This window comes from Trinickia sp. (assembly GCF_035492435.1).
Classification (GTDB): Bacteria; Pseudomonadota; Gammaproteobacteria; order Burkholderiales; family Burkholderiaceae; genus Trinickia.
The window spans coordinates 1-25100 of the sequence record NZ_DATJJF010000024.1 but is presented as its reverse complement, the minus strand read 5'-3'; the positions used below and the strand labels follow the sequence as shown (position 1 = coordinate 25100).

The window sequence follows — 25100 nt, the reverse complement described above, 5'->3', positions numbered from 1 at the left end:
CAGCGTGCGGTGGCCCCCCGGCGTTCGGCGAAGTGCTGTGCGCTTGCGACGAAAGCAGGCGAAAACGGCGACAAGGGGGCTAGAAAATGGCGGGGCGAAAAGCGGAAATAGGAGAAACGCAAATGGAAGTCGGTTTCTGCGGGTTGGGTTTGATGGGTGTGCCGATGGTGCGCCGTATGTTGCAGGCGGGGCATCGCGTGTGGGTTTGGAATCGGACTCGCGCAAAGGCCGAGACGCTGATTGCAGACGGTGCGCGTGTTGTCGACACTCCGACGGAGCTTGCGGCACGCGTTGAGGCCGTGTTTCTGTGCGTGACTGATGCGCACGCTGTGAATGAAGTCGTATTCGGCCTCGGTGGCGTGCTCGGCGAGGACCAAGCCGAATCGGGTGCAGCTCGGGTGCGTTACATCGTCGATCATTCGAGCATTCCCCCTTCGACGACTCGCGAGTACGCCGCTCGGGCCGCCCGAATGGGGGTGGGCTGGGTGGATGCGCCGGTGTCCGGTGGGGTACCTGGGGCCGTCGCCGGCACGCTGGCCGTCATGGCGGGCGGCGCCGCAGCAGATGTCGCTGTGCTCGCGCCCGTCATCGACTCCTATGCGGCCCGGGTCACCCGCATGGGTGAGGTCGGCGCGGGACAGACGACGAAACTGTGTAATCAGGCCATCGTCTGCGCGACCGTGGCAGCGATCGCCGAAGCTGTCGCACTCGCCCAACGCAGCGGTATCGACGCGGCCCGGCTACCCGAAGCGCTTGCGGGCGGTTGGGCGGATTCAACGCTTTTGCGTACGTTCGTGCCGCGCATGACGTCCGCGGGACACGAGCCGTTAGGCTCCTTCAGGACATTTCAGAAGGATATCGATACCGTAGCCGACGCTGCGCGCGAAGCCGGCGCAGTGATGCCAGTAGCCGGCACCGTTCAGCAGGTATTGCGGCTCGGCGCTGCGATGGGATTGGCGCATGCCGACCTCGCTGCCTTCATCGAGGTCGTGCAGCCGCGCGCCCGGGACTAGACGGGAAGGGGCTACCCAGCTCCCGCGCACTTACCGGAACGAGCGCGGTGTGGCGTCGCCAGCATTCTGACGCCGTACGCTGCGCGTTGCCATGCCTGCGCCGAACTCCGGTAGAACCCGGGAGCGTGCCCGACTGGCAAATACCAGGAACCCGAAGCCGTTTGCCTCGTACCAGTAACCGCCGTTCTCGAGCCCGTCGAGCGGTTGCTCGAGCGCGTTGGCAATCGATTCGATGCAGCGGCGGCGCAGGTCTTCGACAGCCGGGTAAGGCGGCTGTGCCCCGCGCACGCTGCAAAGCAGGACATCGAGCCCGGGCAGGACGTGGGCGTAAAGGACAGGTTCGTCCTGAGCGCGAGCGCGTGCGATCTTGGTATCGAGTTGGCCGAAAGGCTTGAACTGACGTAAAACGGCCAGAAACGATTCCTCGCTCTGCGCGCTGGCGCGCCTGCGCTTTTTCGGGAAGGACATAAACATTCGCCTGAAAAAGAATTGCAAGAAAGACAGCGTCCTCATGCGACCACTCCCCGGCTTCTCGCGCGCCGCACGTCGATCTTTTATAGCATACGGGGAGGGCGTGTTCACGATCGTGCACGTATCCGTGCGCAGGCCGGTCCCGATGCTTTTACGGGCGAGGAGCCACGCAGCGCGTCGTGGCCGTCACCCGCTTGCCATCTACGCCAATAATAGGCCTCAGATTCGTCCAAGTGCGGACCGAATGCAGAAAAAAATCGCAGCCTTCTGTGTGCCATCGCTTGCTATGGCTTCACGGCACTGCGTTGAAATATCTGGGATGCGCAATGATAATGGGGCAGTTTGAGGCCTCGCACGTCGCTGCGGTGCAAAGGCTGTGCCGGGGCGCCCGTGGGGGCGCCGCTCATTCGCAACGCATGAGGGCCGCCAAGAACAGAAGAGACGCTGCTCGGCATCTTATCGAAGACTCAGGAGCAGGCGAAAGAGGTTGAGCAGTGGTCGGTCCCGGGCGGACTGGTACCGATCCGCGCTTGTGCAAGGAGTCACTGCGCGCAGGGCTCATGACGTGAGACCCACCAATGATGGATCAGCAGGATGTTCGAAGTCAGCCCGAGAGCCGGCTCGCCCGCCTACAAACGCTTGTCGTTGACGGTTCGTGCAATGTGAGCGTACGCACCGGATTCACGAAGCCGTCAGTGCAAATCGGGCGCAGATTGGGGCTGAATACACCGATGACGCGCCGGTATTCCCGATCCCTTCATGCGCAGTATTGTTCAGCGCATTCCCAAGCGGCATGCCGGGCGCGTCTGGGGTGAGTCGGTGAAAGGTGTCGCTGCGATTTTTTTTGTCACGTTGCGCGAACAACCGTTGCGTGTGTCGTAATCTGTGAAAGACGACCGTCGACGGATAGCGCTATACATACGACGACTACGACTTAAGGCCAGAGCGATCATGACCGACGCCGCGTCCCGCCAGGAACCCGCGAGAGTGCTGATCGTCGACGACGACGAGGGCAGTTTGCGCCTTGCCCGCAAATCGCTCGAGCGGGCAGGTTGTATCGTGTTCGCTAGTGCAGCAGTTGCCGCTGCATCCGAGCGCATCGCTCGAGACCGGCCCGATCTGCTCGTGTTCGGCCACCCACTCGAGGGCGCAGAAACCGGCCTCGATTTCTTCCGTCGTCTGAGGCGCGAGGGCGTTGGGCTACCGGCGATCATGGTGACGAGCTTGGCGGAGGGCTCGCGGGTCATCGAGGCTTTGCGCGCTGGGGTGTCCGAGGTCGTGCCGAAATCGGGCGACTACCTCGCCTATCTGCCCGAGGCCGTCGAGCGCGTGCTTGCGCCGATCCGCCTGCAGCGCGTCTTCCAGTCGCAACGCGAGGTGCTCGAAGAGCGAGACCGCCTGCTGGCCGCCGAGCAGAGTGCAAGGCAGGTGGCGGAGGAGGCGAACCGGGCCAAGGATTGCTTCTTGGCGATGCTCTCGCATGAGCTGCGCACGCCGCTCACGCCGGTGCTGGCCGGCACGCGGGGGCTCGAAAGCATGCCAGGCCTGCCTGAGGCGGCGCAGGCAAGCGTGAGAATGATCCGCCGCAACATCGAGCTCGAAGCAAGGCTCATCGACGATCTGCTTGATCTGACGCGGGTTGCCAACGGCAAGCTACGCCTCTCGCTCGAGACGGTGGACGTGCATGAAGTCATCGATAGTGTCCTCGGACTTTTTGGCAGCGAGATCGCGGTCAAGCAGCAAGAGGTGCATGTCGAGAAGATGTCCGAAAATCATCATGTGATGGCTGATCGTGCCCGGCTGCAACAAATGTTGTGGAATCTCGTGCGCAATGCATCGAAGTTCACGCCCGAAGGTGGACACATCTACGTGCGCACGCGTGATGCGCGCATGCAGATCGAGATTTCGATCGAGGATACAGGCATCGGCATCGCCCCCGATCAGATCGGCAAGCTATTCAACGCCTTCGAGCAGGGCAGCCAGCGCATGACTCAGCAGTTCGGCGGACTCGGTCTCGGTCTCGCCATCACTAAGGCGTTGACCGATGCGCATGGCGGCACGGTCAGCGCGCAAAGTCCGGGGCCGCATTGCGGCGCGACGTTCACGATCCTGCTGCCGACGGTCACCGCGCCCGCCACGGAACCTGTCGCCGTGCCCGCCGTCGGGGCGGGCGCGGACGAGCGGCTTTCGATTCTGCTCGTCGAGGACCATGTCGATACGGCGGAAGTGATGGCGCAACTGATGCGCGGGCTTGGGCACGACGTGACGATTGCATCGTGCGTCTCTGATGCGCTTGCCGCGACGCATGCAAGGCCGTTCGATCTCATCGTGAGCGACATCGGACTGCCCGACGGTACGGGCATTGATTTCATCGGCGCGTTCCGACAGCGGTCTCAAGTGCCCGCTGTGGCGCTAACGGGCTTCGGCACCGAGGAAGACGTACGGAGATGCCTCGCGGCCGGATTCAACTCCCATTTGACCAAGCCGATCAATTTCGTCCAGCTCGAAACGCTGATCCGGCATGCTGCCGACGGAAAGTCGCGCGGCGAGGGTGCCCGCGCAGCGCACGCCTAGTTCACCGAAGCAGCCGCATGCAGGTGCGGCGATAGGGAGCAAGACCCGCAAGACGATTGATTCGCGGGCTGTGCTCGATGCTCGGTATTCAGCGCGACTTTACCGCTTGAGCGAATCGCGAATCTCTCGCAAAAGCAGCGTATCTTCCGGTGTCGGAGGCGGCGCGACGGCTGCGTCCCGCTCCGCACTGCGCAATGTGTTGATGAACTTCACCATGGCGAACACGATGACGGCCAGAATGAGAAAGTTGATCACGACCGTGATGAAGGAGCCATAGCCGAACACCGCAACGCCGGCTGTCTGCAAGTCCTTGTACGAGTCAGGATTGCCTTTGAACGAGGCTGGGAGATGGCCGAGCCGGACGAACTGGTTGGAAAAATCGAGGCCGCCCGTTACGACACCAACGATCGGCATGATGAGGTCTTTGACAATGGAATTGACGATCGTCGAGAACGCACCGCCGATGATGACGCCAATCGCCAAATCCATCACGTTGCCCTTGACGGCGAACTCCTTGAACTCTTTGATGATGTTCATTTTTATTCCTTCCTTATAGACGGAGCACCGGCGGCAGGTCAGTGTTCCCGCGCGGTCATGATAGCGAACGGCTAGGACGTTCGAATTCGAACGGTCAATCAGTGAACCGATAATCCTCGGCCCGCACTCGTCGTGTGAGTCGACGGAAGGAAAACGTGAAGCCGGGCCACAGTGCAGCGTTCTTGCCGCTCTTCAACAAATACCAGCTGCGGCATCCGGTATTCCAGACTGTGCCCTCCAAACTGCGTTGGAGCCGGTCGTTGAAGGCCCGCTGGATGCCAGGCATGACGTCCATCGTACGCGCACCGCGCCTCTCGAGCGCGCGCAAGCAGTCCGAGATGTACGCAATATGCGACTCGATCATGTAGACCATCGAGTTATGCCCAAGCCCCGTGTTCGGCCCGGTGATCATGAAGAAATTGGGAAAGTCGGCGAGGGTGGTGCCGAGATAAGCCTCCGGTCCCTCGCGACGCCAACGCGCATCGAGGTCTGCTCCGTTTGCGCCGATTACCGTGAACGGGGCGCCGGCATCGACCACCTGAAATCCCGTCCCGCAGACGATCGCGTCAGCGCGGTAGTGTGTTCCGTCCTCGGTGATGAGGCCATCCTCGGCGATCTCGCGAATCGACGTCGTGACAAGCTCGACGTTGGGTTGGGCAAGCGCCGGGTAGTAGTCGCTCGACAGCAGCACGCGCTTGCAGCCAAGGCGGTAATGGGGCGTAAGCTTGGCGCGCAGCGCCGGGTCCTTGATGCGGCGCGCGAGATAGCTGAGGCTGAATGCTGTCGGCCGCTTCATCAGCTTGGGCTCGACAACAAAGGCGAGCGCGCGCGCTTCATGTTGACAATAGATGGCGCATCGCACGATGCGCTGGGCAACAGGAAACGTACGGAATAGACGCTTGGCGCGCTCGCTCACGGCACGGTCGCGGCGCGGCATGATCCAGGGCGGCGTGCGCTGGAAAACAAGAAGCTGCGCCACGCGCGGCTGGATATGCGGCACGAATTGCACGGCGCTTGCACCGGTGCCGATCACAGCAACTCGTTTGCCTTCGAGGGGATGATCGTGATCCCAGCAAGCGGAGTGGAAGAGCTTGCCGGCGAAGCGGTCGATGCCCGGGATCTGCGGCAGCGCAGGCCGTGACAGCGCGCCGTTGGCGGCAATGACGACGTCGGCTTGGACAGTCTCGCGCCGGCCACCGGTCTCTACATCGAGCCGCCAAATACGTGCGTCGTCGTCGAAGCGCGCCGAGAGCACGCGCGTGTTGAAGCGAATGAAGGGCGAAAGCTCGTACTTGCCGACGCAATGCTTCAGATACGTGAGGATCTCCTTCTGCGACGCGAATGTCCGTGACCAGTCCGGATTCGGCTCGAAGGAAAACGAGTAGAGGTGCGATGGGATGTCGCACGCGGCGCCGGGATACGTGTTTTCGCGCCACGTTCCCCCGACGTCGGCGCCAGCCTCGCAGACCGTGAACGACGCAATGCCCATCCGCTTGAGGCGGATGGCCATGCCGATGCCGGCGAAGCCGCAGCCGATGATCGCGATGCGCGGCGTGGTCCGCGCGGCCTCTAACGCCATGCCGATGACGCTCAGGTGTCGGTCCAGCCGCCGGAGTCGTCGCCGCCGTAATCGACGCCGCCGCTGTTGTCGCTCCAGTCGTTCGAGCCCTGCCCGAAGTCGAGGCCGCCGCCGTTTCCGCCGTCACCACCATTCCCGCCGCGCCGGCGTGCGTCGTCGTCGATATAGACGTCGCGCTCGACGACGCGATCTCGGCCCTGCGATAACGCTTCACCCAGCAGGACGCCCGTCAACAGGCCCCCCACGCCGCTGCCAAAGCCACCGCCTTGTTGGACGACGACGGGCGGTTGCTGATATGGCTGCTGATACGGCGGTTGCGGTCCCTGCTGCTGGAATCGCTCGGCCTCCTGCGCATAGGAAGAGGCGCCGTAACCCGGCGCCGCAGCTGTTGCCGCAGCCGCATTGGGATCGGGCCGGCCTTCCGCGCGCGCCTTCAAGCTGACGAGCTGGCGATCGATTTCTTCGAGCCGATAGGCCGGCACGGGATTCTTTGCGCCCGACAGCGTTTCGACGAGGTCGCGCAATTGTGCTTCGACGCTTTCGAGTTCGGCTGCAACGGCCTCATGCCCCGGCGCAGTCGAAAGGCGCGCATCGAGCTTGATCGATCGCGTTTCGTTGAGCAGTTCCGTCGCTCGCTTCAACTGCTCCCGTCGCTCCTCGTCGGCACGACTGTCCTCGTTCGAGCGCGAGCGACGCAAGGTCCAGCGCAGCACGAGCGCGATGGCGATGATGACGATCGCCATCCCGATCCAAGCCGCCATCGATGGCCCTCGGTGCGCATTCGTCGGCACAACCGACTGCGCCTGGAACGCGTTAGGCGTAGCTTGTTCGGCCGGTGCCTGCATGGTCGAGACGCCGGCCCGCTTCGCGGCGCTGCGAACGCTCGCTTCGACTTGTGCGAAGCGCGTCGGGTCGGTGAAGCGGATCGTCGGATCGAGGGCTTTCGCCTGCTCGATTTGCGTGAGGCCCTCCGCGTAGCGGCCCTCGCGTGCCAGCACTTGGCCGTAGAGGTAGTGCGCATGCGCATTGTTCGGGTGCGCTCTGAGCACCTCGCTCAGTTCCGCATCGGCCTGCTGCCAGTTGCCTTGCCCCATTGCGCGCTCGACTTGCTGCGCGCTCGGAACGGCAAAGGCGGCGCTCGAAATGAGCAGCAGCGATGCACCCGCGGCTGCAAGAAGTCTTTTCATTGGGCTGAACCGGGCAGCTTACGCCCGTCTCCATGACAATCCTGATATCGATGCGACGTGCCGCATTCAACGAATGCTCATGCGGCGTGCCTGCCGGACAACGCTTTGAACCGTCTCGGCGTTATTACGCCGGCGGGTTCATTTGCTTCTTGAGGGCTTCGAGCCGGTCCTCCACAGATGGGCCGTGATCGAGCGCCGCGAGTTTGTCGTCGAGCGCCTTGCCACTCGAGACGTCGGCCGAGTTGAGTCGCGCGTCCGAGCGAGCATTCGACAACGCTACCTTGTCCTCGAGCTTGCGGAAGTCCTCCGACAAATTCTTGCCGCCGATGCCGCCGAGCGCGGTGGCCGCCGTGTCCTTGGCCTGTGCGATTTGCTGCTTCGCCTGCAGGATGCTCGAACGCGCGTTCAGGTCGTTGCGGCGCTGACGCATATCGGCGATCTGGTTCTTCAACTGATCGACAGAGGGCTCGAGTGTGGCCAGTTCGTGCGTCAATGCGTCGCGCTCGGCTTCGGCGTTCGCCTGCGCTGCCAGTGCCTCGCGTGCTAGGCCTTCGTTGCCCGCCTGCAGCGCGCGTTTTGCCCCGTCTTCATACTTGCGGGCTTTCTCGGCGGCCGAATCGCGCTTGCTTTGCTGCGTGGCGACCTGCGCCTCGATTTCGATTAGCGCATTTTCCGCCTTGGCAATGCTGTCGTCGAGCTCCCGCACGATCTGGCGGGCATCACGCGACGGATCCTGGACGGACTCGGCCGCGTCGTTCAAGAGCCCCTTGACGGTGCGCGAAATGGAGTCGAATAGCGACATGAGATTCTCCTAGTTGACTCGGCGCCGGACGATTGACGTGCGGGCGTTGCGGTTTCATCGATACTCTACGCCGGCTGCTCCGGCGGCGGAAATTCCCGCCTGGGGGCAGATGTCTGGGCGAATGCGGCAAATGCAATAGCGGCAATTGGGCGCGGCGCGAAATGCGTCCCGGCACAGATTGTGCGTATGGCAGCTGCTCGCGGATATTACATCAGTGCAGCGTTAAAACGGTCTTAAAGACAGGGGGCGGGTCCAAGGATCGGCGCGCAAGGCCATGTAGGGCGTGCCCGGTGAGTCTCCCGGCTCGAAGCTGGCAAGGGGCAACACGGACGATGAAAGGCGGGCGTGCGCGGTTGATGGCGCCACTGGCACTGGCTGCGCCGGTTTATCGCCGGCAAATGACGCCCGCTCGCCAAGTCGGATGGGAGCGGATGCGATTTCAGACATCGATAACGTCGGTCGATCGACGAGACACGGCGTCTGGCGATACGATCACGAACCTGTACGGGCCCACCTCGTGGCGAGCACGGTTTCAACCGGATCGAACGCGGCTGCGGTGTCGGCGTCGCGCGTACGAACGACCGTCAGCCATCGCGCGGCCATGCGTGCGACGGTTTGAGCATCGATAACGGTCCTTCCCGATTCCTCGCGCGCGCCGGCGTCTTCATGATGCAACGCCAGCGCGTGCGCGACGGCACAGGCAACGGGCTCAGACTTTGCGTCCGCGATTTGCGGGGAAACATCGGCGTCGCACTCGGAGCGACAGGATTCAAGAGCCTCCGCATCGTCAGCATCGATTGTCGAGACACGCTGCGCCGGCGGCGGGAGGACGGGCTGAGCGGAGTCGCTGTGGATCGCCGTCGCGTCAATTCGACGCAGTATTTCGTCCAGCGCGTTCGGCGCCTGCCGGGTGTGCCAATTGTCCACAATACGTGCAGCGCGTACCGGATTGGCGGTTTCGTCGAAAGCGAGCACCGCGCGCCGCAGCAATTCACTGACGCTGATGTCGAGTTCGCGGGCCGTGGCCGCGATGGCCCGTTTTAGAGCGGGCGTGACAAACACGACGAGACGTTCGCTGTTGTTTTTCATGGTCGACTCGCGGGCAAGGAGTGAACAAAAGCCGGGGGACGAACGGACCGTTTTTCCGGTCAAATTCCGGTCAAATTGACGTCGTCCGTAATAGTAAGACGCAAGCCGCTGATGAGAAATGTGTACTCGGACACATTTCTCATTGTTTCAAGGACTTGCATCGCTTTTCTGCCGCTTTTCCACAGGGCTTTCAACATTTTCTGTTGATAACCGCACCAAGCCCGTGGGGTAGCACACATAGTTACAACGTAGGGAATTTTTACAAAAAAAACTCCGATGCCGTTGCGTCGATTTCATTAGAATGCGGTGCCGGGTGCTGCGTAGGCGGCCACGGCGCCTTGGGCATTTACACTTTACAATTACCAGCTGAGTCCCCGAGCGCCGCCCGAGGGCGAGCGCGAAGCGGCCGGTGAGCCGCGCCGACCATGCCGTCATGCCGATCATCAAAAGACCCTCATCCCCAGATCACGAGTCCGATGGCCGCGACACCCCCCGAGGCAATCCGCCGCGCGAACGCGGCTCGATCGGGGGCCGGCTCGCGCTCACGCTCGTTGGGCTAGCTGCAACGCTGGCCGCCGTGGGCGCGCTCGTCGTAGGCTATGCGCTGATTGTGATGGAGCCGCAGTTGCCCTCACTTGATGCGTTGACCGACTACCGCCCGAAGGTGCCGCTTCGCGTCTACACGGCCGACCACGTGCTCATTGGCGAGTTCGGGGAGGAGCGGCGCAATCTCGTGCGATTTGCCGATATCCCCGATGTCATGAAGAAGGCGGTACTCGCGATCGAGGACTACCGCTTCTACGAGCACGGCGGCGTCGATTTCGTCGGCATCCTGCGTGCCGGCACGACCGATCTCATGCACGGTGGCGCATCGCAGGGCGCGAGCACCATCACGATGCAGGTGGCGCGGAACTTCTTTCTCTCAAGCGAGAAGACCTACACGCGCAAGATCTACGAGATGATGCTTGCCTATAAGATCGAGCGCACGCTGACAAAAGATCAGATCCTCGAGCTCTACATGAACCAGATCTATCTCGGCGAGCGCGCGTACGGCTTTGCAGCGGCAGCTCGCGTCTATTACGGCAAGGATCTGAAGGACATCACTCTCGCACAGGCGGCCATGCTGGCTGGGCTGCCCAAGGCACCGTCCGCGTATAACCCGATCGTCAATCCGAAGCGCGCGAAGATCCGTCAGGAGTACATCCTCAAGCGAATGCTCGACCTCGGCTACATCACGCAGGACCAGTACGATGTGGCGATCAAGGAGGACATTCACACGAAGTCGTCGGGCAACGAGTACAGCGTGCACGCCGAGTATGTCGCCGAGATGGTGCGGCAGTTGATGTACGCGCAATACAAGGACGAAACGTATACGCGCGGGCTTTCCGTCGTGACGACGATCGACTCGGCCGATCAGGACGCCGCGTATCACGCCGTGCGCAAGGGCATCATGGATTACGAGCGCCGCCACGGCTATCGCGGCCCAGAGGGCTTCGTCACGCTGCCGGCCGACGGCGACGAGCGTGACGAAGCTATCGATGATGCGCTCGCCGATCACCCCGACGATGGAGAGATCGTTGCGGGCGTCGTCACTGACGCAAACGCCAAGCAGGTCAGCGTGCAGTTCGTCGACGGTACGACGGCCACCGTGACCGGCGACGGCCTGCGATTCGTTGCTACCGGGCTCAGTCCGCGTGCGAGCCAGGCGCAGCGAATCCGTCAGGGTTCGATCGTGCGGCTGATGCCCGACGCCAAAGGCAATTGGCAGATTACGCAGCTGCCGCAGGTGGAAGGGGCACTCGTTTCGCTGTCGTCGCAGGATGGCGCGATCCGCGCGCTTATCGGCGGGTTCGACTTCAACAAGAACAAGTTCAATCACGTGACGCAGGCCTGGCGGCAGCCCGGCTCGAGCTTCAAACCGTTCATCTACTCGGCTGCGCTGGACAAAGGGCTGGCTCCGGCCACGATCATCAACGATGCGCCCCTGTACTTCCCGCCGACAACGCCGGGCGGCGAAGCTTGGGAGCCCAAGGACGATGATCAGCCCGAAGGGCCGATGCCGATGCGGGTTGCATTGGAGAAGTCGAAAAACCTCGTATCGATCCGCATCCTGTCCTATATCGGAACGAAATACGCGCAGGACTACGTAACGCAGCGTTTCGGTTTCGATGCCGACAAGACACCGCCGTATCTGCCGATGGCGCTGGGCGCCGGGCTTGTCACGCCGCTGCAATCGGCCGCGGGCTATGCCGTTTTTGCGAACGGCGGCTACCGCGTGAATCCCTATTTGATTGCGGAAGTCGATGATGCGCATGGGCAGCCGATCTCGAAGGCGCAACCTATCGTCGCTGGACGCGACGCGCCACGCACCATTAGCGCTGCGAATGCCTACATGATGACCAGCCTGCTGCATTCGGTTGCGACTGCAGGTACGGGCGCCGGCACCAATGTGCTGAAGCGTACCGATCTGGCCGGCAAAACGGGTACGACCAACGATGCGAAGGACGGCTGGTTCGCCGGCTTTCAACCGACGCTCGTTGCTGTGGCCTGGATGGGCTATGACCAGCCAAAGAGCTTGGGTAGCCGCGAGTTCGGTGCGCAGCTCGCGCTGCCGATTTGGATCGACTACATGTCGCACGCGCTGCGCGGCGTGCCCCAAGAAGAGATGCCGACGCCCGATGGGGTCACGACGCTCAACGGCGAGCTCTACTACGCCGACATGACGCCGGGCAACGGCTTCGTGGCAAGTCTCGGGCTGGATTCGGGCTCTGCTTTAGCTGGCCCTGGCGATTCGACCGATTCGATCGGCAACATCGGGCCTGCGGGATTGCCGACGCCGCCTGCTCCGCCCAGTACGGCGCCCGCTGCGCCGCCTGATGTGTCGACGCAGGAGAAAAAGCAGATTATCGACATGTTCCAGGATAATAACCGGCCCTGATCGGCCTGTTTTCCTGACCTTCACTGTCGCGGCGCCCGGAGGCGATGCCTCCTAGGCGATCGGGTCGCTGCCGGCAGCGGAGGATGACAACGTCATCCGTTCGACAAGCCCAAACGGTGCGAAGGTGGGTGTGGCTCGATTTCGAGGCGACTCAGGCGTGTGTCGACGCGGCGAGTTGTAGCTGCGCCGAGAGCGTTTTCGGATCCGTATTGGTGCCGCACAGAAGCACGCCGACGCGTTTGCCTTGCAGCGTTTCGCGCAATGGGCCTAGCAGGGCCGCAGTCGCCGCTGCGCAGGCGGGCTCGACGGCCAGCTTCAACTGCATGAAAAGCTTGAGCATGGCGGCGCGCAATTCGTCGTCCGTCACGGTCACAAGCCGATCGATATGCCGTCGGCACAGCTCGTAGCTGTACTGCTCGGTATACGGTGCCATCAGCGAATCGGCAATCGTATGCATGGCCCCGATTTTTAAAGGGTGATTGGCGGCGAAGCTTCTCGACATCACGTCAGCGCCTTCTGGCTCGACCCCGTAGACATGCACGCGCGGGTTCGCAAGGCGCAATGCCGTGGACACGCCGGCGGCCAGCCCGCCGCCGCCAATCGGCACGATGACGGCGTCGACATCGGGGGTCTGCGTTGCCCACTCGTAGCCGAGTGTCGCCGTTCCAAGAATTGTCCGGTAGCCGTTGAACGGATGCACGAAGAAGCGGCCTTCCTCGGCCTCGATCCGGCGCACTAGCTCGAAGGCCTCGGCCGGTGTTCCCGCCATGACAACCTCGGCGCCGTATTGCTTGCAAAGGGCAACGCGTGCCGGGCTAGCCGTCCGGAACATGACGACCTTCGCGTTTGTGCCGAGCCGCATCGCCGCATAAGCGACCGCCGCGGCGTGGTTGCCGCCAGAGACGCAAATGACGCCGGCGCTGCGCTGAGCCGAATCGAGCGCCAGCAGGTTGGTAAAGGCCCCGCGCACCTTGAAGCTGCCGCTTGCCTGCAGCAGTTCGAATTTGAAGTTGACGCTCGTGCCCTCGAGCGAGGGGAAGTCGTGTCTTTCGAAGACCGGGGTGCGCAGCACCCAAGGCGCCAGTGCGAAATGCTGTGCGGCGATCGCATCGAGTGTGGGGATCGGCTCAGTGTCGATCGTGTGGTCGGTGTGCAGCGGTGTTGCGGTGGTAGACATGAGCGAGCGAGCCGTGAATGACAAAAAATGACGCGCGTCACCGCTGCGCGTCGACCGACATGCTGCGAATGAATTTGTGCAAGAACGCTTCGCAGGCCGACAATTGCGAAAGCTCGACATATTCGTTGGCGCGGTGGGCTTGCTGGATGTCGCCCGGACCGCACACGACGCTCGGCACGCCGGCTCGCGCAAAAAGCCCCGCTTCGGTACCGTAAGCGACCTTGCGTGTCGCGTGGTCCGAACTCAGTGCGCGCACGAGTTCGGTAATGGCTGCCTGCTCGGCGGCGTCGAGTCCCGGTGCCGAGGCGATTCGCGTGAACTCGATCGCGGCGTTGGGATGCTCGTGCCGCATCTGCGGCAGCAGCGTGTCATGCGCATAACGCTCGATGCGCTCAAAAATGTCGGCGGCGTCGAGCGTCGGCAGGTTCCGAAATTCAAAGGCGAAACGGCACTCGGCCGGCACGGTGTTGATCGCGTTGCCGCCTTCGATCGTGCTCGTTTGTGCTGTCGTAAAGGGGACGTCAAAGCATTCGTCGAACGGGCCGTCGCGACGTAGTGCGTCGGCCATATCCCGAATATGGCAAATAAGCCGCGCGGCATACTCGATCGCGTTGAGTCCTTGGGGCGTGAGCGACGAGTGGGCCGCGTGTCCGCGCACGCAGCACCGATAGACGTTGATCCCCTTGTGGGCCACGATCGGACGCATGCTCGTCGGCTCGCCGACGATGCATCCCTCTGGCTTCACGCCTCGTTTTTGCAGGTCGGCGATCATGAGCGGCGCGCCCGCGCAGCCAATTTCCTCGTCGAACGAAAGGGCGAGGTGAATCGGCTTGGCAAGCTTGGCGGCTTGCATGTCGGGCACGAGCGATAGGGCCGCGCCGATAAAGCCCTTCATATCGCAGGTTCCGCGCCCGTACAGACGACCGTCGCGCAATTCGGGCTTGAACGGGTCGCTATCCCATTGCTGTCCGTCGACGGGCACCACGTCCGTATGCCCCGACAATACGACGCCGCCATGCGTGGCGCCATCGTGCGCCGGGATCGTCGCGAAGAGGTTCGCCCATTCACCACGCTCGTCACACGTGAGAGTCGAAGCAATGCCGAGTGCCGCCAGTGCGTCGCGAACCGTTTCGATGAGCCCGATGTTGGGCAGACGGCTGGTCGTATCGATCGATACGAGCCGTTCGATCCAAGGCAGACTGACGGGAAGCGGGGAAGCGGAAGAAGCCGGGACTTGCGAAGGAGGGCAAGAGGAGGATCGATGCACCGTCTCAGCTTCGTGCGACATGACGCGTTCTCCGGCTTAGGATCTCTTGATCATACCGAAAAACGCCCGGTGCACCCAAATAATGCGACGTGCACTGTACGCAGCCAGTCCGATGTTCCGATGCAGCCCCGCAGGGAAAAGGGGGAGAAGGGGGCCGTCCCGCTTCGATGGCGTGTCGTCGGCCCGTTTCCTTCTCCCTGTGTCTTACCTCGCGGCCGTTGCGGGCTGCCGGGCGGGTGCTGCCAGCGTTCGCAGGGTTTCCTTGACAGTGGCCACACGTACCGCGAAGTCGGGGCTGCGCGTCTCGATCCGCAGCCGATCTTGGCCAGCCAGCTTGATGTGCTTGTTCTTCTGGACCAGCTCGATGATCCGCATGGCGTCGATGGGCGGATTCGGCACGAACTGAAAACTGATCGCGCTATCGCCGGCGTCGATCTTCGAAATGCCGAGCGGCTTGGCGGCGAGCCTCAGCCGGTGCGTCTCCACGAGCGCATGCGCTGGCTGAGGCAGCTTGCCGAAGCGGTCGATCATCTCTTCCTGGATGTTGTTGATCGCGTCGTCGTCCTCGCAGTTGGCCAAGCGCTTATAGATCGACAGGCGCTCCTGCACGTCGCCGCAATAATCGGCCGGCAAAATGGCGGGCGTATGCAGATTGATCTCGGTGGTGGCGGCGAGCGGGGCCGTCAGATCGGGCTCCTGGCCGTTCTTGAGGGCCTTGACGGCGTCGTTGAGCATCTCCGAGTACAGTTGGAAGCCAATCTCGTGGATCTCGCCCGATTGCTTATCGCCAAGCACTTCGCCTGTGCCGCGGATCTCCAGGTCGTGCATGGCCAGGTAGAAGCCTGAGCCGAGCTCTTCCATTTGCTGAATCGCTTCGAGGCGGCGCTGCGCCTGCTTCGTGAGCCCTTGCGGATCGTGTACGAGCAAATAGGCGTAGGCCTGGTGGTGTGAGCGCCCGACGCGCCCGCGCAATTGATGGAGCTGCGCGAGCCCGAACTTATCGGAGCGATGAATCAGGATCGTGTTGGCACTGGGTACGTCGATGCCGGTTTCGATGATGGTCGTGCAAAGCAGAACGTTCGCGCGCTGGCCGACGAATTCACGCATGACGCGCTCGAGTTCGCGCTCGTGCATCTGCCCGTGTGCCACGACGATCCGTGCTTCGGGCACGAGTTCCTCGAGCATCGCGCGGCGGTTTTCGATCGTCTCGACCTCGTTGTGGAGGAAGTACACCTGGCCGCCGCGCTTCAGCTCGCGCAGCATAGCCTCTCGGATCACGCTGTGCTCCTCGCGACGTACGAACGTCTTGATAGCGAGGCGCTTTTGCGGCGCGGTGGCGATGACCGAGAAGTCGCGCAACCCTTCGAGCGCCATGCCAAGCGTGCGCGGGATCGGCGTTGCGGTGAGTGTCAGCACGTCCACCTCGGCCCGAAGCGCCTTCAACGCTTCTTTCTGGCGGACGCCGAAGCGGTGCTCCTCGTCGATGATCACGAGCCCGAGCCGCTTGAACTTCACGTCCGACGAGAGCAGCTTGTGAGTGCCGATCACCACGTCGACGGAACCCTCATTGATCTGCGCGACAGCCGTATTGACTTCCTTGGTGGACTTGAAGCGCGAAAGCTCCGCGACACGCACGGGCCACTCCGCGAAACGGTCAGCGAACGTCTGCGTATGCTGCTCGGCGAGCAGTGTGGTCGGCGCGAGCAACGCAACCTGCTTGCCTGACATCACTGCGATGAAGGCTGCCCGCAGCGCCACCTCGGTTTTGCCGAAGCCGACGTCGCCGCATACGAGCCGGTCCATCGGGCGGCCCGCCGTCATGTCGCCGATGACGGCAGTGATGGCGGCTGCCTGGTCAGTGGTCTCCTCGAAGCCGAAGCTCTCGGCAAATTTTGCGTACTCGCGCGAATCGAGGTCGAAGGCGTGTCCCTCGCGGGAGGCGCGTCGCGCGTAAAGGTTGAGGAGCTCCGCCGCGGTATCGCGAATTTGCTGCGCGGCGCGGCGCCGGGCTTTTTCCCACTGACCGGAGCCGAGCGCGTGCAGCGGCGCGCTTTCGGGATCGGCGCCGCTGTAGCGGGAGATGACGTGTAATTGCGCGACCGGCACGTAGAGCTTGCTGTCACCCGCGTACTCGAGATGAAGGAACTCCGTCTCGCCTTCGCCGAGGTCCATCGCCACGAGTCCCCGATAGCGACCGATGCCGTGCTGCGCGTGCACGATTGGGTCTCCGAGCTTGAGCTCGGACAGATCGCGCACCATCGAATCGACGCTCGTCGCCTGCTCCTGGCGTCTTCTTCCCCCGCGGCGTACGAGCGCGCCGTAAAGCTCTGTTTCGGTGACGATCGCCCAGCCTTCAACGGGCAGGGCAAAGCCGCTCGCGACCGGTGCGACGCCCAGCGCGAACGGCGCGTCGCCGTCCAGCCAGCTCTCGAAGCTGTCCGTCAGGTGGGGGCGCAGGCCGTTGTCGGCAAAAAGCTGCGCAATCGTCTCGCGCCGGCCCGCCGATTCCGCCGCAATCAGCACACGGCGCTCGCTCGTTGCCAGGTAGGCACGCAACGCGGCGACGGGATCGTCGGCACGGCGATCGACCGCCAGGGTGGGCAGCGGGGTGGCCCATGCGCCACCGGCGTTGTTCGGCAGTACGAGCCGCGCAAACGGCTTGGCCAGTGTGTAGAAATCGTCGTCGCTGAGGAAGAGGCGCTGCGGCTCGAGGATCGGACGCTCGCGATCACGCGACAGAAACGCGAAGCGCTGCTTCGTGTCCGCCGTGAAGCGCCGGATTGCGCTGTCGAGGTCGCCGACGAACGCGAGATGCGCGCCGTCGGGCAAATAGTGGAAGAGTGTTGCCGTTTCCTCGAAGAAGAGCGGCAGATAGTATTCGATGCCGGCAGACGGCACGCCGTTGCCGATGTCCTTGTAAATGGATGAGCGGCTCGGGTCGCCCTCGAAGACCTCGCGCCAGCGGCTGCGAAACGCCGTGCGCGCCGCCTCGTCGAAGGGAAACTCGCGTCCCGGCAGCAAGCGGACGTCGCGCACCGGGTACAGGCTGCGCTGGGTATCGGGATCGAACGCCCGGATCGAGTCGACCTGATCGTCGAACAGATCGATCCGATAGGGCAGCGGCGAGCCCATTGGGTAAAGGTCGATGAGCGAGCCGCGCACGCAGTATTCGCCCGGGCGTACGACCTGGCTCACGTGCTCGTAGCCGGCGAGCGTCAGCTGGGCTTTGAGCTTCGCTTCGTCGAGCCGCTCGCCCTGCGCGAACGAAAACGTATAAGCAGCGAGAAACGAAGCGGGCGGCATCCGGTAGAGCGCGGTTGTCGCCGGCACGAGCAGCACGTCGCAGCGCCCCTCGCCGAGGTCGTGCAGCGTCGCCAGCCGCTCCGAAACCAGATCCTGGTGCGGTGAAAAGGTGTCATAAGGCAACGTTTCCCAGTCCGGCAGCAACCGCACGCGCGCATCAGGCGCGAACCATGCGATCTCCTGAGAAAGCCGGTGCGCGTCGACGGCATTGGCGCAGACTACCGCGAGCAGCGGAACGGTTTCACGGGCCGCGCGTACGTAACGAGCGATGACGAGCGCATCGGACGAGCCCTGTGTACCGTCGAAGGCATGGCGCTGTCCGGGCTTGACGACGGAAAACGGCAGGAGGGGCGAGGAAGGTGATCCGGCGGTTTGAGGCATGACGAGGAATAAACGGCCCTTTCAGTAGACGGCGCGCGCGTTTTCGCGTGAGCCACGACGCCCAATGATAAAGCGCACTGTGAAACGAACGACGATGCGCGGCGCGTCAAATGACGGCACGCAAGCGTCCCCCAAGTTAACCTTTGGGCGGCGCTCCGCGCAGCGAAACAGCTATTATAAAATCCGTCCTTTATTTTTGATCCGCCACGCGCTTCGTGACCTCCCGCCTTTTCGCCCTGATTCCTTGCGCCGGCACCGGCAGCCGCTCCGGTGCTCCCATGCCGAAGCAATACTGTACGGTCGCAGGCCGGCCGCTGCTGCATTTCACACTGTCTGCCTTTGACGCGTGCAGTGAGTTCGCTCAGACCCTCGTCGTGCTCGCGCCTGACGATACACACTTCGACGCACGGCGCTTCGCAGGCCTGCGTTTCGCCGTCAGGCGCTGCGGCGGCGCATCGCGGCAGGCTTCGGTGATGAACGGCCTGTCGGCGCTTGCTGAGTTCGGCGCACGCGACGACGACTGGGTTCTCGTGCACGATGCCGCGCGGCCCGGCATCACGCCGGCGCTGATCCGCACGCTCGTCGCTAGTGTGAAGGACGATCCGGTGGGCGGCATCATCGCGTTACCGGTCGCAGATACGCTCAAGCGCGTCGATGGAGAAGACGGCGAGCGCATCGCCCGGACGGAATCGCGCAATGGCCTCTGGCAGGCGCAGACGCCACAAATGTTCCGAATCGGCATGTTGCGCGAGGCCATCTCGCGGGCACAGCGCGACGGGCACGAGTTGACGGATGAAGCCAGCGCCATCGAGTGGGCCGGTCACGCACCGCGCCTCGTGCAAGGCAATCTGCGCAATTTTAAAGTGACGTACCCCGAGGACTTCGACCTGGCGGATGCGATCCTGCGGTAGGGCGCGAACGCGCAAACAACGCGCAAGCAAAGGGCTGCCGCGCTCTCAATCAAACCAAGACGGAAAACAAGCGAATGGACTACAGAATCGGACAAGGCTATGACGTGCACGCACTGGTGCCCGGGCGGCCGCTTATCATTGGCGGCGTGACGGTGCCGTACGAGCGGGGGCTCCTTGGCCACTCCGACGCCGACGTGCTGCTGCACGCTATTACCGATGCGCTGTTCGGCGCGGCGGCGCTCGGCGACATCGGCCGTCATTTCCCGGATACGGACGCGCGCTTTGCCGGGGCCAACAGCCGTGTGCTGCTGCGCGAATGTGCGGTGCGGCTTGCGCAGGCGGGCTTCGGGATTGAAAACGTCGACAGCACTGTGATTGCGCAGGCGCCCAAGCTTGCACCGCATATCGACGCCATGCGGGCCAACATCGCCGAGGATCTCGGCTTGCCACTCTCGCGCGTGAACGTGAAGGCCAAGACGAACGAGAAGCTCGGCTATCTCGGCCGCGGCGAGGGTATCGAGGCGCAGGCTGTGGTTCTGTTGCGCAGCCTTTCCGCCGACAAGGACTGACGACGCTGACGCCCCCTCGATTGGCTACTCGACTGTAAGCATTTGAGCGGAAGCATTGACAACTGCAACGCAGCTGATTGCAACGCAGCTGATCAGGGGCTTTTTAACTCGTCGCCCCTCAACTGCTCTTGGCGGCGGGGAACTCAATCGTCACTTCCAGCCCGTGTGACGACCGGTTACGCAAGCGCAATGTGCCGCGGTGACGGCTGACGAGTCGTTGCACGATCGCCATGCCGAGGCCCGTTCCGTCGGCTTGACTGCGGGCCGAATCGACACGGTAGAAGGGCCGCGTCACAAGCGCCAGATGTTCCTCGGGGATGCCCGGACCTTCGTCGAGCACCGAGAGTGCGACGCGTGAGTGGGCGACGCGCGTCTCGACCATGATGTGTGGAAGGCCATCCGCCTCGCTGTGGCCGTATTTCCTTGCGTTCTCCAGCAAATTGCCGACAACCCGGCGCACGTCGGTCGCATCGGCCTCGATCAAAGCGGACGGCGCGAACTTCGTGCTGAGCCGCACACCGTCTTCGGTGGCCATGCGCGCGGCCATTTCGCCCGCGATCTGCGAGAGGTCGACGGGTTCGGCGGTACGCTGCGCGGGGCGGGCGTAGTCGAGAAAACGCCCGATGATCATGTCCATCTGCTCGATATCGTCGACCATGGCGTCCTTGGTCGCCTGATCCGACGGGCTCATTTCCGTTTCGAGCCGCAGGCGGGCTAGCGGGGTGCGTAGATCGTGCGAGATGCCGGCCAGCATCAGCGCGCGGTCGGCTTCGAGCTGCTCGAGATCGCGCACCATCTGATTGAAGCTGCGGTTCGTCTCCGCGGCGACGCCCAAGCCGCGTTCGGGCAGCGGTTCGGGCGATTGTCCTGAGCCGACCCTGCGCGCGGCCGCAGCCAGACGTGCGAATGGGCGGTTCACGAGGCTCGTGATGAATGCGGCGCCGAAGAGCGACAAGGCCAGCGCGAAGATGCCCCAGCCCGCCCACTGGAGGCCCGTTACAGTGTCGAGCTGATCGCGGTCGAGTGCGACCCAGTAATCGTCGTCGTCGATTTTGAAGCTGATCCAAACGCCGGGGATCTCGTTGACCGATTGGGCGATGACGGTACTCTCGCCGAGGCGCCCGCGGATATCGTGTTCGATGAGACGGTTGAGCGACTCGTCGGGTTGAAGCTTGTACTTGTCAGTCGATTCGCGCGGATAGACGCGCACGCCTTCATTGCTTTCCAGATCCTGCAGCAACGCGCGCCGTAAGTCGGGGTCGGAGTAGAGCAGCGCCGTGCGCGTCAGCTTGACGATGGCGACGAGCTGCAGCGCCACGCGCTGGGCGCGCGGCTCCCGCTCGATGACGCGAAAACTCTGAAACCACGCCGCAAGGCTGACCGCGATCAGGAGCGCGATCAGCAGAAACGTTCGCCAGAAAAGCCCGCCGAAGAGGTGTGCGAGGAAACGCCGGTCGATCCGCATGGCCTGCTAAACACGCCAACGGCGCGTTGGACCGTTCGTCACGCCGCGCCGTCGGGAATGAAAACGTACCCGAGACCCCAGACCGTCTGGATAAACCTGGGGCTGCCAGGATCGGTCTCGATCAGTTTGCGCAGACGCGAGATCTGCACGTCGAGACTTCGATCGAACACTTCGTACTCGCGGCCGCGCGCAAGCTCCATCAGCTTTTCGCGCGAAAGCGGCTGGCGCGGGTGGCGCGCAAAGACTTTCAGCACCGAGAATTCGCCCGTTGTGAGCGGAATTTCCTGGCCCGCCTTCGTCAAGGTGCGCGTGGCGAGGTTGAGGGCGAAGTCGCCAAACTCGAACACTTCGGCCGTTTCGGAAGGCGCTCCCGGGAGCTCGGACGGCGACTGACGGCGCAGCACCGCATGAATGCGCGCAACGAGCTCGCGCGGATTGAAGGGCTTCGGCAAATAATCGTCCGCCCCCATTTCCAGGCCAACGATACGATCAACGTCTTCGCCCTTGGCCGTTAGCATGATAATCGGGGTGCGGTCGTTGCTGCCGCGCAAACGACGGCAGATCGACAGTCCATCTTCCCCCGGCAGCATGAGATCGAGCACGAGCAGGTCGAAGCGTTCGCGCACCCAGAGCTTGTTCATCGCAGGCGCGTTTTCCGCGACGTAGACGTTGAAACCTTGCTCGCCGAGATAGCGGCGCAGCAAATCGCGCAGGCGAGGGTCATCGTCGACGACAAGAATCTTGGAGGGGTTTTTCGTTTCCATGGGCGGCATCTTAGCGCGATTGCACAGAAGCTCGGGAGGTCTCGAATATAGGGTAACAGTCAGTTACAGAATTTACCCCCGGAAGGGGGCAGCGTAAATGAGCAAACAATAAATTGCTTCACGAACGTTGGTTGTTCGGTGGATACTTCACGCGATAATATTTTTACCTTTGTCCGCCTTGATGCAAGGTTAATGAAGTTTTTTTTGAGGTAGTCGGTTGCGGCACGCGCACGATGAAGGGAACAAAATGGCACAGGCAGCATGGCCGCGCGCACGGGCGCAGGCTATTGCTATTGCGCTTGCCGGTGCCTTCGTCGGTATGATCGGCTTCCCGCAGGGGGCTCATGCCAACCCACATCGGCGTGGCGCATTCGACTTACATCTGCATCGGCTGCCTCGAGCACATCGGGAGCATTCGGCGAGTTCCGCCGGCGCGCCCATCATGGGCACCAATACGCTGCTCGACTTCGATACGACTCAGCGGGACGGGCATATGACGCCGGAGGAGCGCCGGCTTTTGCGGCAGCACATCGAGGAGGCGGTGCGCGAGCTGTATAAGCGCTAAGCGATTCGTCTGAAACGCACCCGAGGGTACTCGAGCGCATCCGAAATGCGCTGACGAACAATGCCTCTCTTCTGAAAGCAGGTTTGCGCGGCGGCTTCGCGGCGCCGATTTATCAGCGCGCGCGTGCCGCGCGCCACGCGATCCACAGCTTGCGGATTGGCGTGAGGGCAATGCGCTGGTGCAAGACTTGATAATCGTCGCGCTCGATCTCGTCGAGCAGTGCCAAGGCCATCGCCGACTGCGCGCGCAATGTGCGCTGTGTCTTGCGCTCGGTGACGGGAATACCCGCGAGTGCCGTCTGCAGCGCCTCGCGGGCACGGCTCGTCTGAAAGCGCATGAGCGCTGAATAGGCGCTGCTGTACCTGCGGTTAATCAAATCCGACGCGGTAACGTGATGACGTTGAAGCTCGTCGATCGGGATATAAATGCGACCGTGCCGTGCGTCGTTGCCGACCTCCTGCACGATTTGCGCGAGCATCAGTGCATTGCCGAGGGGCGCCGCCCATTCGCTCGCACGCTCAGGATCACGAGCGGTCACGCGCGCCACTGCGCCCCCGAATGCACCGCCGACGTTCGCGATATAAGCGCGCAGATTGGCAAAGTCCAGGTAGCGTGCCTGCGTCAGGTCCATCTCAAAGCCGGCGATGAGCGCATGCAGCGTCTCGGTTTCACTGGCGAGATCGAATCCGTGTGCCGCGAGCGCGTGCGATACCGGGTGAGAGGGCTGGCCTGACGAGAGGGCGGAAAGCTCCTGCTGCCACCAGGCAAGCTTGGTCCGGCCGATGGCCGGATCGGTCGTTTCTTTGACGGTCTCCTCGAGCTCGCGGTGCAGCGCGAATAGCGCAGCGAGCAGCGGCTGCCGCGCAAGCGGCGCCTGGCCCAGCGCGTAATAGACGCTGGAGCCGGGCGGTGCTGCCTTTTGGGCGCAGTAATCGTCGTAGTGGCGCTCTACGGGGCGTGGTGCTTGGGACACGGCGGGCGAATACGCGAGCAACGAAACGAATGGAGAGCGGATACTACCGCATCCACGCTCGTCGCGATTGTCGCGATGAGCGCAATGCCTCGGATGCGCGTGGACCTCAATTGAGGGTGGCCGGCTCAAGCAGCCTTTGTGTCGTCATGCAGTGCTTGCAGGAACGAGAGCACATGATCGGCACCGCCTTTCTCCCAGACGTCCAGGTGGTTTGCATCGGGGATCAAGGCGAGTTGGCGGGGCCCACGCGCCGCAGCATGCAGTGCTTCGAACTGACGCGGCGGGATGAGACCGTCAGCGAGGCCTCCGTAGATCAGGACGGGGGCGTTGACGCGGCCTATCTTCGAGAGACTGTCGTAGCGGTCGCGCAGTAACCAACGAACAGGTACATAAGGGAAGCGCGTCTGCGCAACATCGACCATGGAGGTAAAGGGAGCCTCGAGAATCAGTGCGTCGATGGGAAATTCGGTGGCAAGCTGTACCGCGACGCCCGAGCCGAGCGAGTAGCCATGCAGCACTACATGCGACGTGTGCCGATAGGCGAATTCGATTGCCGCACGACCGTCGGCATAGAGTCCCGCCTCGTGCGGCTTGCCGGGGTTGCCGCCGTAACCGCGGTACTCGGCTAGCAGCACACCGTACCCGGCTTCGATGAGTGCGTGCGCGATATGCACGCGCTGAGAGAGATCCTCGCCGTTGCCATGAAACAGCACGACCGTCGTGCCGTCTGTGGCGGGGGGGGATTGGTGCCGAATCGTCAGCGTCAGGCCGTCGCTCGTTTCGATGTTGACGGGCTCAAGCCGATCCGCGTCCGGATTGGGGGCAATGTTGCGGATGCGATCGAGCGGGTAGATGAGCCGGCCCTGAAGCCAGAGCAATATCGCCGTGATCGATCCGTAACCGACCGCTGCAAGGCCGAAGGCCGAGAGCAGCGTCGCGCGCAACGGGCCTTTCACGTGAGATCGCACGGCTTGGTCGTGCGCTCCAAAGCGTGCGTTCGCAAGAGGGTCGGTGTCATTCCGATGCTTTCAGTGCCGTGCAAAAACAGCATGAGGTCGATCTCCCCGAATGGCCGCTCGCTCGCGAGGAACAATCGCAAGGAGTCAGCCGGCCCTCAACGCAAAAGAGCAGCCGCAATGGCAGCGCGTGCAATGGCGGTTGCGAGTGCTGCCGTAATGAGCAGATCATCGCGCACGCGCGGACTACTGCGCAAGTACTCGAGTGTGCGGTCGCGCCGAACTTGAATACGGAAAGGTCTGTCATATCGAGACCGGCCCTGCGACGGTTGCAAGCAAACGATTACGACAATGCGCTGGCCGCAAGGTCCATATCCGGGCGGTCGCGGCGACTAGCTAGCCACCATCGAACTGCCTGTGCGAAATCAAGGTGTTGTAGTCTTTGTCCGCACATCACCGGGCCTTGGAGAATCGGCAATAATAGGGCGCTGTTGCTTCATTTCCAGATACCCCACCTCATTCACAACGCTGCGCCCGGTTCGAGCACCGGCTCAGCGCGCACAATGACCTAAAAATATG

The 25100-nt window shown here is 62.9% G+C and carries 19 protein-coding genes; 6 read left to right on the top strand and 13 right to left on the bottom strand.

Annotated features, from left to right (window positions below; genetic code table 11):
* Nucleotides 1–122: 122 nt before the first annotated feature.
* On the top strand, nt 123–1013 hold the full coding sequence (locus tag VL598_RS02210; protein ID WP_325325067.1) for an NAD(P)-dependent oxidoreductase: 891 nt from the start codon (nt 123–125) through the stop codon (nt 1011–1013).
* 30 nt (nt 1014–1043) lie between these two features.
* Here VL598_RS02210 and VL598_RS02205 read toward each other — a convergent pair whose 3' ends face one another.
* A complete protein-coding gene (locus VL598_RS02205) occupies nt 1044–1526 on the bottom strand; it encodes a hypothetical protein (RefSeq protein WP_325325066.1) in 483 nt (160 codons plus the stop codon).
* A gap of 909 nt (nt 1527–2435) precedes the next feature.
* On the opposite strand from VL598_RS02205, the gene VL598_RS02200 reads away from it, so the two are divergent.
* On the top strand, nt 2436–4058 hold the full coding sequence (locus tag VL598_RS02200) for an ATP-binding response regulator (protein ID WP_325325065.1): 1623 nt from the start codon (nt 2436–2438) through the stop codon (nt 4056–4058).
* A 99-nt stretch (nt 4059–4157) separates the two neighbouring features.
* Here the strand turns inward: VL598_RS02200 and mscL are convergent, their stop codons facing one another.
* The 5 genes from mscL to VL598_RS02175 form a co-directional block, all read right to left on the bottom strand.
* The gene (gene mscL / locus VL598_RS02195) at nt 4158–4595 is read right to left on the bottom strand and encodes a large conductance mechanosensitive channel protein MscL (protein ID WP_325325064.1); all 438 of its coding nucleotides are present in this window, start codon (nt 4593–4595) and stop codon (nt 4158–4160) included.
* A 94-nt stretch (nt 4596–4689) separates the two neighbouring features.
* The gene (locus VL598_RS02190; protein ID WP_325325063.1) at nt 4690–6174 is read right to left on the bottom strand and encodes an NAD(P)/FAD-dependent oxidoreductase; all 1485 of its coding nucleotides are present in this window, start codon (nt 6172–6174) and stop codon (nt 4690–4692) included.
* 11 nt (nt 6175–6185) lie between these two features.
* Nucleotides 6186–7361 (bottom strand): tetratricopeptide repeat protein, encoded by a 1176-nt coding sequence (locus VL598_RS02185; protein ID WP_325325062.1) that lies wholly within the window; start codon nt 7359–7361, stop codon nt 6186–6188.
* Nucleotides 7362–7485: 124 nt separating this feature from the next.
* Nucleotides 7486–8163: a PspA/IM30 family protein gene (locus tag VL598_RS02180; protein WP_325325061.1), complete on the bottom strand. Its 678-nt coding sequence runs from the start codon at nt 8161–8163 to the stop codon at nt 7486–7488.
* A 492-nt stretch (nt 8164–8655) separates the two neighbouring features.
* Complete coding sequence (locus VL598_RS02175; RefSeq protein ID WP_325325060.1) at nt 8656–9252, bottom strand: hypothetical protein; 597 nt, start codon at nt 9250–9252, stop codon at nt 8656–8658.
* A 433-nt stretch (nt 9253–9685) separates the two neighbouring features.
* On the opposite strand from VL598_RS02175, the gene VL598_RS02170 reads away from it, so the two are divergent.
* The gene (locus VL598_RS02170; protein ID WP_325325068.1) at nt 9686–12190 is read left to right on the top strand and encodes a penicillin-binding protein 1A; all 2505 of its coding nucleotides are present in this window, start codon (nt 9686–9688) and stop codon (nt 12188–12190) included.
* A 151-nt stretch (nt 12191–12341) separates the two neighbouring features.
* Here the strand turns inward: VL598_RS02170 and VL598_RS02165 are convergent, their stop codons facing one another.
* The 3 genes from VL598_RS02165 to mfd form a co-directional block, all read right to left on the bottom strand.
* A complete protein-coding gene (locus tag VL598_RS02165) occupies nt 12342–13367 on the bottom strand; it encodes a threonine/serine dehydratase (RefSeq protein ID WP_325325059.1) in 1026 nt (341 codons plus the stop codon).
* A 37-nt stretch (nt 13368–13404) separates the two neighbouring features.
* Nucleotides 13405–14655, bottom strand: a complete 1251-nt coding sequence (gene argE / locus VL598_RS02160; RefSeq protein ID WP_325325058.1) for an acetylornithine deacetylase — start codon at nt 14653–14655, stop codon at nt 13405–13407.
* Between the two features lie 183 nt (nt 14656–14838).
* Nucleotides 14839–18318, bottom strand: coding sequence for a transcription-repair coupling factor (mfd, locus tag VL598_RS02155; RefSeq protein WP_325325057.1), 3480 nt, complete (start codon nt 18316–18318; stop codon nt 14839–14841).
* 215 nt (nt 18319–18533) lie between these two features.
* Here mfd and ispD point away from each other — a divergent pair, with 215 nt between their 5' ends.
* Together ispD and ispF are read left to right on the top strand one after the other, a co-directional pair.
* Nucleotides 18534–19229, top strand: a complete 696-nt coding sequence (gene ispD / locus VL598_RS02150) for a 2-C-methyl-D-erythritol 4-phosphate cytidylyltransferase (protein ID WP_325325056.1) — start codon at nt 18534–18536, stop codon at nt 19227–19229.
* A gap of 74 nt (nt 19230–19303) precedes the next feature.
* Entirely contained in the window at nt 19304–19798 is a 495-nt protein-coding gene (gene ispF / locus VL598_RS02145) for a 2-C-methyl-D-erythritol 2,4-cyclodiphosphate synthase (protein WP_325325055.1), read from the top strand.
* Nucleotides 19799–19916: 118 nt separating this feature from the next.
* On the opposite strand, the gene VL598_RS02140 is transcribed toward ispF, so the two are convergent.
* On the bottom strand, nt 19917–21263 hold the full coding sequence (locus VL598_RS02140; RefSeq protein WP_325325054.1) for an ATP-binding protein: 1347 nt from the start codon (nt 21261–21263) through the stop codon (nt 19917–19919).
* 38 nt (nt 21264–21301) lie between these two features.
* Complete coding sequence (gene ompR, locus VL598_RS02135) at nt 21302–22036, bottom strand: two-component system response regulator OmpR (protein WP_414718640.1); 735 nt, start codon at nt 22034–22036, stop codon at nt 21302–21304.
* 238 nt (nt 22037–22274) lie between these two features.
* On the opposite strand from ompR, the gene VL598_RS02130 reads away from it, so the two are divergent.
* Nucleotides 22275–22592, top strand: coding sequence for a hypothetical protein (locus VL598_RS02130; protein ID WP_325325052.1), 318 nt, complete (start codon nt 22275–22277; stop codon nt 22590–22592).
* A 112-nt stretch (nt 22593–22704) separates the two neighbouring features.
* Here the strand turns inward: VL598_RS02130 and hpnD are convergent, their stop codons facing one another.
* Together hpnD and VL598_RS02120 are read right to left on the bottom strand one after the other, a co-directional pair.
* Nucleotides 22705–23565 (bottom strand): presqualene diphosphate synthase HpnD, encoded by an 861-nt coding sequence (hpnD, locus tag VL598_RS02125; RefSeq protein WP_325325051.1) that lies wholly within the window; start codon nt 23563–23565, stop codon nt 22705–22707.
* 125 nt (nt 23566–23690) lie between these two features.
* Entirely contained in the window at nt 23691–24521 is an 831-nt protein-coding gene (locus VL598_RS02120; protein WP_325325050.1) for an alpha/beta hydrolase, read from the bottom strand.
* Between the last annotated feature and the right edge of the window lie 579 nt (nt 24522–25100).

Excerpts from the sequence above, each read along its gene's own strand:
- VL598_RS02210 (WP_325325067.1), top strand. The coding sequence starts at position 123 with ATGGAAGTCGGTTTCTGCGGGTTGGGTTTGATGGGTGTGCCGATGGTG.
- VL598_RS02205 (WP_325325066.1), bottom strand. The coding sequence starts at position 1,526 with ATGAGGACGCTGTCTTTCTTGCAATTCTTTTTCAGGCGAATGTTTATG.
- VL598_RS02200 (WP_325325065.1), top strand. The coding sequence starts at position 2,436 with ATGACCGACGCCGCGTCCCGCCAGGAACCCGCGAGAGTGCTGATCGTC.
- mscL (WP_325325064.1), bottom strand. The coding sequence starts at position 4,595 with ATGAACATCATCAAAGAGTTCAAGGAGTTCGCCGTCAAGGGCAACGTG.
- VL598_RS02190 (WP_325325063.1), bottom strand. The coding sequence starts at position 6,174 with ATGGCGTTAGAGGCCGCGCGGACCACGCCGCGCATCGCGATCATCGGC.
- VL598_RS02185 (WP_325325062.1), bottom strand. The coding sequence starts at position 7,361 with ATGAAAAGACTTCTTGCAGCCGCGGGTGCATCGCTGCTGCTCATTTCG.
- VL598_RS02180 (WP_325325061.1), bottom strand. The coding sequence starts at position 8,163 with ATGTCGCTATTCGACTCCATTTCGCGCACCGTCAAGGGGCTCTTGAAC.
- VL598_RS02175 (WP_325325060.1), bottom strand. The coding sequence starts at position 9,252 with ATGAAAAACAACAGCGAACGTCTCGTCGTGTTTGTCACGCCCGCTCTA.
- VL598_RS02170 (WP_325325068.1), top strand. The coding sequence starts at position 9,686 with ATGCCGATCATCAAAAGACCCTCATCCCCAGATCACGAGTCCGATGGC.
- VL598_RS02165 (WP_325325059.1), bottom strand. The coding sequence starts at position 13,367 with ATGTCTACCACCGCAACACCGCTGCACACCGACCACACGATCGACACT.
- argE (WP_325325058.1), bottom strand. The coding sequence starts at position 14,655 with ATGTCGCACGAAGCTGAGACGGTGCATCGATCCTCCTCTTGCCCTCCT.
- mfd (WP_325325057.1), bottom strand. The coding sequence starts at position 18,318 with ATGCCTCAAACCGCCGGATCACCTTCCTCGCCCCTCCTGCCGTTTTCC.
- ispF (WP_325325055.1), top strand. The coding sequence starts at position 19,304 with ATGGACTACAGAATCGGACAAGGCTATGACGTGCACGCACTGGTGCCC.
- VL598_RS02140 (WP_325325054.1), bottom strand. The coding sequence starts at position 21,263 with ATGCGGATCGACCGGCGTTTCCTCGCACACCTCTTCGGCGGGCTTTTC.
- ompR (WP_414718640.1), bottom strand. The coding sequence starts at position 22,036 with ATGCCGCCCATGGAAACGAAAAACCCCTCCAAGATTCTTGTCGTCGAC.
- VL598_RS02130 (WP_325325052.1), top strand. The coding sequence starts at position 22,275 with ATGGCACAGGCAGCATGGCCGCGCGCACGGGCGCAGGCTATTGCTATT.